The sequence below is a fragment of the Paenibacillus helianthi genome, from assembly GCF_001909055.1.
Taxonomy (GTDB): Bacteria; Bacillota; Bacilli; order Paenibacillales; family Paenibacillaceae; genus Paenibacillus_AQ; species Paenibacillus_AQ helianthi.
This window is the reverse complement of sequence record NZ_LVWI01000048.1, coordinates 201,264-208,779: the sequence shown is the minus strand read 5'-3', so window position 1 is coordinate 208,779 and position 7,516 is coordinate 201,264. Positions and strand designations below refer to the sequence as shown.

3 protein-coding genes, 14 tRNA genes and 2 rRNA genes are annotated in these 7,516 nt (G+C 47.0%); 18 read left to right on the top strand and 1 reads right to left on the bottom strand.

Going from position 1 to position 7,516, the window contains the following annotated elements; translation table 11 throughout:
• The 18 genes from A3844_RS18515 to A3844_RS18430 all read left to right on the top strand — a co-directional run.
• Window positions 1–292: ribosomal RNA gene (locus tag A3844_RS18515) — 23S ribosomal RNA — on the top strand; the annotation flags it as partial.
• Between the two features lie 77 nt (window positions 293–369).
• Window positions 370–486 (top strand): 5S ribosomal RNA (gene rrf, locus A3844_RS18510).
• A gap of 55 nt (window positions 487–541) precedes the next feature.
• Window positions 542–618, top strand: a tRNA-Ile gene (locus A3844_RS18505).
• A 3-nt stretch (window positions 619–621) separates the two neighbouring features.
• Window positions 622–697 (top strand) — tRNA-Asn (locus tag A3844_RS18500).
• Window positions 698–701: 4 nt separating this feature from the next.
• Window positions 702–791: transfer RNA gene (locus tag A3844_RS18495), tRNA-Ser, on the top strand.
• A 39-nt stretch (window positions 792–830) separates the two neighbouring features.
• A tRNA-Glu gene (locus A3844_RS18490) sits at window positions 831–902 on the top strand.
• A gap of 6 nt (window positions 903–908) precedes the next feature.
• Window positions 909–984 (top strand) — tRNA-Val (locus A3844_RS18485).
• Window positions 985–1,010: 26 nt separating this feature from the next.
• Window positions 1,011–1,087, top strand: a tRNA-Met gene (locus tag A3844_RS18480).
• A gap of 4 nt (window positions 1,088–1,091) precedes the next feature.
• A tRNA-Asp gene (locus A3844_RS18475) sits at window positions 1,092–1,169 on the top strand.
• 94 nt (window positions 1,170–1,263) lie between these two features.
• Window positions 1,264–1,338, top strand: a tRNA-Gln gene (locus tag A3844_RS18470).
• Window positions 1,339–1,348: 10 nt separating this feature from the next.
• Window positions 1,349–1,424 (top strand) — tRNA-Lys (locus tag A3844_RS18465).
• A 17-nt stretch (window positions 1,425–1,441) separates the two neighbouring features.
• A tRNA-Leu gene (locus A3844_RS18460) sits at window positions 1,442–1,525 on the top strand.
• A 7-nt stretch (window positions 1,526–1,532) separates the two neighbouring features.
• Window positions 1,533–1,607 (top strand) — tRNA-Gly (locus A3844_RS18455).
• 10 nt (window positions 1,608–1,617) lie between these two features.
• Window positions 1,618–1,694: transfer RNA gene (locus A3844_RS18450), tRNA-Arg, on the top strand.
• A gap of 27 nt (window positions 1,695–1,721) precedes the next feature.
• Window positions 1,722–1,795, top strand: a tRNA-Pro gene (locus A3844_RS18445).
• 12 nt (window positions 1,796–1,807) lie between these two features.
• A tRNA-Gly gene (locus A3844_RS18440) sits at window positions 1,808–1,878 on the top strand.
• A gap of 157 nt (window positions 1,879–2,035) precedes the next feature.
• Entirely contained in the window at window positions 2,036–2,989 is a 954-nt protein-coding gene (locus A3844_RS18435) for a helix-turn-helix transcriptional regulator (RefSeq protein ID WP_074100788.1), read from the top strand.
• A gap of 269 nt (window positions 2,990–3,258) precedes the next feature.
• A complete protein-coding gene (locus tag A3844_RS18430; RefSeq protein WP_074108157.1) occupies window positions 3,259–5,538 on the top strand; it encodes a copper amine oxidase N-terminal domain-containing protein in 2,280 nt (759 codons plus the stop codon).
• Window positions 5,539–5,966: 428 nt separating this feature from the next.
• Here A3844_RS18430 and katA read toward each other — a convergent pair whose 3' ends face one another.
• Complete coding sequence (gene katA, locus A3844_RS18425) at window positions 5,967–7,424, bottom strand: catalase KatA (protein WP_074108156.1); 1,458 nt, start codon at window positions 7,422–7,424, stop codon at window positions 5,967–5,969.
• Between the last annotated feature and the right edge of the window lie 92 nt (window positions 7,425–7,516).

Here is a 7,516-nt window from a genome sequence, read left to right as displayed (position 1 = left end):
ACAGTTCGGTCCCTATCTGTCGTGGGCGCAGGAAATTTGAGAGGAGCTGTCCTTAGTACGAGAGGACCGGGATGGACGTACCGCTGGTGCATCAGTTGTTCCGCCAGGAGCATGGCTGAGTAGCTACGTACGGACGGGATAAGCGCTGAAAGCATCTAAGCGTGAAGCCCCCCTCAAGATGAGATTTCCCAGTATGTAAGACCCCTTGAAGACGACGAGGTAGATAGGTTGGAGGTGGAAGCACGGCAACGTGTGGAGCTGACCAATACTAATCGGTCGAGGGCTTATCCAAATCATAAAATGCAGATTCGTTTCGGATTCAGTTTTCAGGAATGAAGGTTCCTGAAGCATTTACGCTGTAAATGCCCGTTTGGTGGCGATAGCGGAGGGGTTCCACGCGTACCCATCCCGAACACGACCGTTAAGCCCTCCAGCGCCGATGGTACTTGGACCGAAGGGTCCTGGGAGAGTAGGACGCCGCCAAGCGGACAACCACACTCTGTGGTATTTTTTTTGCCCATAACAATTACATAAGATAAAAGGGCCTTTAGCTCAGCTGGTTAGAGCGCACCCCTGATAAGGGTGAGGTCGGTGGTTCGAGTCCACTAAGGCCCACCATTTTCCCTGATAGCTCAGTTGGTAGAGCACTCGACTGTTAATCGAGTTGTCACAGGTTCGAGTCCTGTTCGGGGAGCCACTATGGAGAGGTGTCCGAGTTTGGCCGAAGGAGCACGATTGGAAATCGTGTAGGCGCCACAAGCGTCTCGAGGGTTCGAATCCCTCTCTCTCCGTTGCGTTACATCCTTAAACGTTATTTTTATTTAAATCATGGCCCGTTGGTCAAGGGGTTAAGACACCTCCCTTTCACGGAGGTAACATGGGTTCGAATCCCATACGGGTCATATTATGGAGGCTTAGCTCAGCTGGGAGAGCATCTGCCTTACAAGCAGAGGGTCGGGGGTTCGAACCCCTCAGCCTCCACCATAGTGCTTTTGATAAGTTTTTACTGACGCGGGGTGGAGCAGCCCGGTAGCTCGTCGGGCTCATAACCCGAAGGCCGCAGGTTCAAATCCTGCCCCCGCAACCAATTTGGAACCGTGGTGTAGTTGGCCTAACATGCCTGCCTGTCACGCAGGAGATCGCGGGTTCGAATCCCGTCGGTTCCGCCATTATTATTGGCATCAAGGTATCAGGGATTGAGAATCCTATATCTCGAAGTATAGAGTATCCACCCGATCCCGTGTTTTTGCTAATTATTAATATTGGGGATTAGCCAAGCGGTAAGGCAACGGACTTTGACTCCGTCATTCATAGGTTCGATTCCTATATCCCCAGCCATTATGTATAAGAGCCATTAGCTCAGTTGGTAGAGCACCTGACTTTTAATCAGGGTGTCGAAGGTTCGAGTCCTTCATGGCTCACCATTTTTCTTCTAAAGTGTGCGCGTGTGGCGGAATGGCAGACGCACCAGACTTAGGATCTGGCGTTTTACGACGTGGGGGTTCAAGTCCCTTCACGCGCACCATGTTTTTGCGGACGTGGCTCAGCGGTAGAGCATCGCCTTGCCAAGGCGAGGGTCGCGGGTTCGATTCCCGTCGTCCGCTCCATATAGATTTTGCGCCCTTAGCTCAGCTGGATAGAGCGTTTGACTACGAATCAAAAGGCCGGGAGTTCGAATCTCTCAGGGCGCGCCATTTATACTTTCAGTACAATTCTAATAACGGGATGTAGCTCAGCTTGGTAGAGCACCTGGTTTGGGACCAGGGGGTCGCATGTTCAAATCGTGTCATCCCGATTTTACACCTGTGCGGGTGTAGTTCAATGGTAGAACTTCAGCCTTCCAAGCTGATAGCGTGGGTTCGATTCCCATCACCCGCTTAATTGTTAATCGAGAGAACCCTTGTGGAGCAAGGGTTTTTTTTGTGCTTTTCACCGTATTGTGTTTTTGCCGACAGTCAGTAAGTGTAGGGAACTGATATTATTAGGGTGGCGAGCACAATATCATGAATACCAGGAAATTAAGGAGCCTACATCTATGACTGACAAAGTAATTCGGATCTTCAAAATTATCAACGCCATCCAGTCCAGTCCAGGGATTACAGCCTCGGATCTGGCGATCAGATGCGATGTGAACATAAGAACTGTCTACAGGGATTTGGAGATCATAAGCCATTTTGCGCCTGTAACGAACGAGGGTAGAGGTACTGGCTATAAGTTTATGGGTAAGTTTTTTTTGTATCCGCTGGATTTCTCCGAGCAGGAGGCAATGGCCTTTTCTCTTTTACCGTCTATCCTGAATCAGGATAAGATTCCCCCAGGCTTCCATACCGCCTATGATAAGGTCATGGGCACACATCTCAAGGAAAAATCCAAGTCTAACGCAATACTTGAGAATATTGGCGATATTATTCAAATGGGTAAACCTGCTTACCGTAAAGAAAGCCGGAACTTCCTGCAGCCGATTATCGGCGCGATTGTGGAGCAGCGGAGCATTCGGGCTATCTATCATTCCCAGTCGCGCAATGCTACTACACAGCGTGTGATTGATCCGTATTACTTGATTCCGCGGGATCAGCGGTTTTATCTGATTGGATACTGCCATCTTAAGGAGGCCATCCGGACTTTCCGAATCAGCCGTTTTCAGGAGGTGGAGGTGACGGATAAGAGCTTTGATAAAGGCGATTTTAATATTAAAAAGTATCTGAAAAATACCTGGTCCATTGACCGTGGCAATAAAAATATTAAGTTTAAGGTGCGCTTTCACCCTGAAATTGCCCGTTATATTAAAGAAGAAGAGCTCTTTGTCCATCCATGGATGAGCGATGAGCAGGATGGCAGCCTGCTGTTTGAAGTGACTGTCAACAATGAGAAGGAATTCACCAAGTGGATTCTGCAATATGGCCCAAATGCTGAAATTCTGGAACCGGCGTCGGCCAGAGAAGGGTTGAAGGGTCAGCTTACCCAGTGGATGGAGATTTACCAAAAGTGAGCAGGTACGATAAAAGCGATTCTTGAATAGGAAGACTTCACAGCAACATGCGTCAATGAGCGCAGGCCCTTCATCCCCGTCATTAACATGGCAGATGTTACTTAGAGCGTTAGGGGGAATTCAATATTCTTTGCATTTATAATACATAGCTTATGCCAGGGAATAGGTTATTTTTTTGTAACCCGTAAATCGAGAAACTTTTACCATCTTCAATGCGTCAAATAGATAGAAAAAAATGAGGATTTTAGCATATCCAGGAGGATGAACTAGTGAAGAAGTTATGGATTTCTATTGTAGTGGGGTTGTTAGTGTTTCCGATGATATTTCAATCCCCAGCCCAGGCGGGCACACCCATCAGTATTATTATTGATGGAGTCCCATTGTCTACAGATCAGCCACCTGTAATGGTGAGTGGGCGGACGATGGTACCGTTACGTGCAATCTTTGAAGCCTTTAATGCCAACATCAAGTGGAATCAGAAGACACAAACAGTAACGGCCACTAAGGATGATACGACGGTTATATTGAAGATCGGCTCCAAGATAGCTACGATTAACGATAACTCTGTAAGTCTCGATGTACCCGGTCTAAATTTGAAGGGCAGAACAATGGTTCCGACACGGTTCGTAAGTGAAGCTATGGGTCGAGAAGTGGGATGGAACCCGAAGACCAAAGTTGTGACTATAACCACCTCAGCCCCGAACGTTGGAAATGCAGGTCCGGCTACTAGTGTAGCAGCGCAGGATGTAAGTGATTTTGGTGACGGCCGTGATCTGCAAGTTAGCTTCACTCGAGCGGCAGATGAGTCACTAGTGGATCATTACCGAGTTCTGATTGTTAAAGCAGGGTATACCCTTAATCTGTCATCAGCACAAACGATAGCCTCATCTAATTATTCCGCTGTACTAGCAACAGGTTCAAATCCTACGATTAAATTGACCGCTACTTCGAGGACTGTTGACGGCGATTCCATTAAGAGTAATCAAGCGTATATTGCTTATGTCTTGACGGTTGGCAAGGGGAATAATGCCAGTACGCTTTCTAGTGGGTCTTCCCCTATTACACTAGTAAATAACACTGCAGAATTACTAAGCAATATAAAAGTAAATGATATCAGCGACTACGGTGATGGGCGAGATTTATTCGTCAGCTTCAACAAACTGTCAGATGAGACGAAAGTAAGTTCTTATCGGATATTCGTGATCAAAGCTGCTAATTATTCAACTTTTAATTTGGCGAAAGCAAACGCTGTTGCCAGTTCTGATTCCACACAAGTGAGCAAGACGGGTTCTAACATCTCCCAGATCTTGTCTTCAGGAGCCAAGGATGTGGATGGAGCTCTTGTTAAAACAGGGGTTAGTTATCGGGTGTTTGTCATGGCGATTGATAGCAGTAATGCAGCTAATAATGTGTTATCTTCTGCTTCATCTGCGATTACGCTGTCAAACGTAGGTATCACTGGCTTGAGTGTTAGCGACGTTAGCGATTATAATGATGGCCGTGATTTGCGGGTGTCATTTACTCATGCTACGGATGAAACCTATATTAGCCAATACCGAATCTTAGTAGTACCCGCATCATATTCCAGCAGCTTTAGCTTACCTGACGCGAATAATACATCGAGTGCCTACTATACAACCGTGAGCACTACAGGATCTACTACCAATCAAGTATTGAACTCGTCAGCAAGAGATGTACGCGGCAATTTGATAAAGAATGGCACTAGCTATAAAGTATATGTGTTATCTATCGGAAGCGGATCTTATTTAGGGGCTAACGTACTATCATCTGCTTCATCGGATATTATGTTGTTGAATGTTTCGAGCTTGAGTGCCGTTTCTAACTTAAGTGTTAGCGATGTTGACGACTATGGTGATGGCCGTGATTTGCGGGTGTCATTTACTCATGCCACGGATGAAACCTATATTAGCCAGTATCGGATTATGGTAGTGCCCGCGTCATATTCCAGCAGCTTCAGCTTATCTGATGCGAATAATGTATCGAGTACCTACTATACAACCGTAAGTACAACTGGATCTACTACTAATCAAGTATTGACCTCGTCAACCAGAGACGTGCGTGGCGCTTTGATAAAGGACGGAATTAACTATAAAGTGTATGTGTTATCCATCGGAAACGGGAATTATTCGGGTTCTAATGTATTGTCTGGGGAATCGCCTGTCATTACCTTGTCGGGTAAGACCCCGGTCATCTCTGTAACGAATGTAACGTATAGTGTGAACGATGGTAAAATACTGATAAGTTTCAACAAATCATCCATTGAGACGAATATCTCAGAATACCGGGTATTGGTAGTTCCTTCCAAACAGGCCTTTGGTTCTACGGATGCCTTGGGGGTGCAAGCTTCGTTCTATAAGTCGATCGCTCCTAATGGAACGAATCCTTCAATAGTGACTGCGACGAGGGATGTTAATGGAGCCTTAATTACAAAAGGGAAAAAATATAAGGTGTATATTCTTGCCGTAGCCAATAGTAGTGGTGTGCAGAATGGTGGCCTCTCAGATTCAACGGAAGAGTTTGAACTATAACTCGCTCAAGTGGAAACGGCTATGCCGTCCTCTTACAAGGTTATGCTTCCGAAGCAGATAGCGATGCTACGTATCGCTTTCAGATATCCGTTTCAGCGAGATATATGAGAATGGTTAATGGTGTGAAACATATAAATCCTTATATTTGTACAAAATGCATTGAAAAGACAATATTGGAGTAGCTTTGTAAGCCTGACCATCATTGGTCAGGCTTTTGACTTATGGAATGAAATTAAGACCCTGATTGGTATAACCAGTTTCTATAAAAAATAATCGAGCCTGTGCTGCGCTGTTCCGGAAGGAATTACGCGGCACAGGCTGTTTGTATGAAGAAGCTTGTGAGAGCCAGGTTATAAATAGGCAGACGGGCAGAATGAAATAAAGCCCGGCCTTCACGGCCGAGGCTTATTTGTACAATAGGGGATAGGTTACTCGCCTTGCGGTATAGTCAGTCCCAAACCTTCAGCTATGCGCTGGCCGAACTTAGGATCTGCTTTGTAGAAGTGTCCGATCTGGCGGAGCTTGATCTCTTCGTTCTCGACGGGGGTCATGGCGCCTACAATATTGCGGATCAGGCGTGCACGTTCTTCTTCACTCAACAAACGGTAGAGGTCCCCGGGCTGAGTGTAGTGATCGTCATGATTATAGGACACACTGTCGGCCTGCCCGGTGACTTCAAACGCTGCCGGCTTGTGCGCAGGCGATTCTGTCGCTCCGCCGAAGCTGTTCGGTTCGTAGTAGACGGAACCGCCGCCGTTATTACCATGGATCATCGCGCCGTCGCGCTGGTTATTGTTCACCTCGGCGATAGGGCGGTTAATAGGCAACTGATTGTGATTCGCACCTACACGGTAGCGGTGGGCATCGCCATAGGCGAAGAGACGGCCCTGCAGCATTTTATCAGGAGAAGCTTCAATCCCGGGGACAAAGGAGCCAGGAGAAAATGTAGCCTGCTCCACTTCCGCGAAATAATTCTCCGGATTGCGGTCCAATACCATGCGGCCTACTTCAATGAGCGGGTAATCTTTTTGCGACCATACCTTGGTTACATCGAAGGGATCAAACCGGTAGGTATCAGCATCTTCTACAGGCATAATCTGCACATGCAGTCTCCAGGCAGGGAAATCTCCCTTATCAATCGCATTGAACAAATCCTCTGTATGATAATCCGGATTCTCTCCGGCGATTTGCGCGGCCAGATTCACATCGAGATTCTTTACGCCCTGCTCTGTTTTGAAATGGTATTTGACCCATACTGCTGCACCCTCGGCATTGACCCATTTGAATGTGTGGCTCCCGAAGCCGTGCATATGGCGGAGCGTAGCCGGTATGCCGCGGTCGGACATCAGAATCGTAACTTGATGCAGCGACTCCGGTGAAAGGGACCAGAAGTCCCAGACGGCATTGGGATTCTTCAGATGGGTCTGCGGATGGCGTTTCTGGGTATGGATAAAGTCCGGGAATTTGATTGCATCACGGATGAAAAAGACAGGTGTATTATTACCGACCAGATCGTAATTGCCTTCTTCGGTATAAAATTTCACGGCGAAGCCACGCGGATCACGAACGGTATCGGAAGACCCCAGTTCCCCGGCTACTGTCGAGAATCGGATGAACATGGGTGTGCGTTTGCCCACTTCGGACAGGAAAGCTGCTTTGGTATATTTGGACAGGTCCTGAGTGACTTCAAAATAACCATGGGCTCCGGCTCCTTTGGCATGAACCACACGTTCGGGCACACGCTCCCGGTTGAAATGCGCCAGCTTTTCCAGCAAATGTACATCCTGCAGCAGCGTAGGTCCACGGGAACCGGCTGTCATGGAGTTCTGGTTATCCCCTACAGGTGCTCCCCAGCTTGTTGTAAGTCTGTTATGGTTCTCACTCATGAATAATCTCCACCTCGTATTAAGATTTGAATTTAGAATAAGTATAAATACTATGATATCAAAAAAATTTAAAATATCAATCCTAAATTATA